At 75.3% G+C, this 1,790-nt stretch carries 3 protein-coding genes; all 3 read right to left on the bottom strand.

All coding sequences use genetic code 11. The annotated features are described in order from the left end of the window. The coding region (locus tag Q2100_RS31130; protein WP_302917110.1) for an adenosylcobinamide-GDP ribazoletransferase at window positions 1-325 on the bottom strand (325 nt) is incomplete at its 3' end. Continuing rightward, window positions 322-1,371 carry a nicotinate-nucleotide--dimethylbenzimidazole phosphoribosyltransferase gene (gene cobT / locus Q2100_RS31125; protein ID WP_302917109.1) on the bottom strand — a complete coding sequence of 350 codons (1,050 nt, stop codon included), beginning with the start codon at window positions 1,369-1,371 and terminating at the stop codon, window positions 322-324. The genes cobT and Q2100_RS31130, both read right to left, overlap by 4 nt. Beyond that, window positions 1,368-1,790 (bottom strand): bifunctional adenosylcobinamide kinase/adenosylcobinamide-phosphate guanylyltransferase (locus tag Q2100_RS31120; protein ID WP_302917108.1); only part of this gene is annotated, 423 nt, incomplete at its 5' end. The genes cobT and Q2100_RS31120, both read right to left, overlap by 4 nt.

Genomic DNA, 1,790 nt, shown 5'->3' with positions numbered 1-1,790 from the left:
GGCCTGCCGCACCGTCGCGCATCACCGCCAGCGCGCGTTGCGGTGGCCCGTAGCACCCGAGCGCATCGACGGTGTCGGACAGCCCGTCGATGTGCATTCCCCGCGTCGCCAGCATCAGCACCGCCACGGTCAGCGCCCCGGCCAGCGGGCTGTGGTCACCGAATGCCCATGACCCCGCCGCCAGCGTCGCGGCGGCCAGCGCCCCGAGCGCCAGACCGGCCACCGGAAGCGCGGTCAGCACACCGCGGCCGAGCGGCGCGGTCCACCGCGCCGGCGTCGGCAGCACGGTGCCGAATGCGAATGCGCCGGCGATCGCACGGATCATGGTGCGTCGCTGGATATCCCGGCCTCGCCGAACGTCGCCATGTCGGCCAGCGCGGCGACGGCCGCCCTGACCACCGGCAGTGCGACGGCGGCGCCGGTGCCCTCACCGAGGCGCATCCGCAGGTCGAGTATCGGCTCGAGGTCGAGATCGGCGAGTGCCAGCGCATGCGCCGGTTCCGGGGACCGGTGACCGGCCTGCCACCACAGCCGGGCGCCGGGCGCCATCCGGTCGGCGACCAGGGCGGCGGCGCTCACCACGACACCGTCGAGCAGCAGGGGAGTACGCCGGACCGCGGCCTGGGCGCAGAACGCCGCGATCGCCGCGATGTCGGCCCCGCCGCACACCCGAAGCAGCGCCGACGGATCCTTCGTGACGTCGCGCGCGCGATACAGGGCGTCGCGGACGGCCGCGGTCTTGCGGGCCCAGCCCGCGTCGTCGATGCCGGTGCCCCGGCCCACCGCGGCGACCGGTTCGGTTCCCGTCAGCGCGGCCACCAGAACCGTTGCCGCCGTGGTGTTCCCGATGCCCATGTCGCCGGCGATCAGCAGGTCCGCCCCGGCGTCGACCTCCTCGTCGGCGATGCGACGGCCCGCCTCGAGCGCGGCGGTGACCTCCTCGGCGCTCAGCGCGTCCTCGACGGCGAGGTTGCCGCTGCGCCTGCGGACCTTGTGGGCGCCGACCGCCTGCGACAGCGGGGTGTCCACGTCGACGGCGATGTCGACGACGCGCAGCCCGGCGCCGGCCACGTCGGCCAGTGCGTTGATCGCGGCGCCGCCGCCGTCGATGTTGGCCACCATCTGTGCGGTCACCTCTGCGGGGTAGGCCGACACCCCGGCGTCGGCCACACCGTGGTCGCCGGCGAACACCACGATGCGCGGCCGGACGAACTGACGCGGCGGGCACACCCCCTGGCAGGCGGCCACCCACACCGCCAGGTCCTCGAGGCGGCCCAGCGCGTTGCGCGGTTTGGTCAGCACGTCCTCGCGGTCGCGCGCCGCCGCGGCCGCCACCGCATCCGGCGGGTCGATCGTGCCGAACACCGTCACGACGGGTCCTTCACCGGCACGGGCTGACCCGCGACCACCAGCACCACGCGGTCGCACTCGTCGGCCAGCCGCTGGTTCAGCTCACCCAGCTCGTCGGCGAACCGGCGGCCGGCCTCGGTGGCGGGCACCACGGTCAGCCCGACCTCCGGACTGACCAGCACCAACGGCGAGTCGACGGCCGCGACCGCGGCCAGCAGATCACTGACGTCGGCGCCGACCTCGCCGCCCGTCCAGGCGGCGCGGCGGTCCATCACGGCGGTCAGCCAGCCGCCGATGTCGTCGACCAGGGTCGCGGTCGTCGCATCGGTCCGCAGCGCGGCTGCGACATCGGTGGTCTCGACGGTGGACCAGTGCGCGGGCCGCCGGTCGCGGTGTGCGGCGACGCGACGCGTCCAACCGGCGTCGTCGGGACCGGTGGG

It is taken from the genome of Mycolicibacterium arseniciresistens, assembly GCF_030519285.1.
In the GTDB taxonomy this organism is placed as follows: domain Bacteria; phylum Actinomycetota; class Actinomycetes; order Mycobacteriales; family Mycobacteriaceae; genus Mycobacterium; species Mycobacterium arseniciresistens.
The sequence above is the reverse complement of the archived record's forward strand: the minus strand, read 5'-3'. Positions and strand labels throughout refer to the sequence as shown.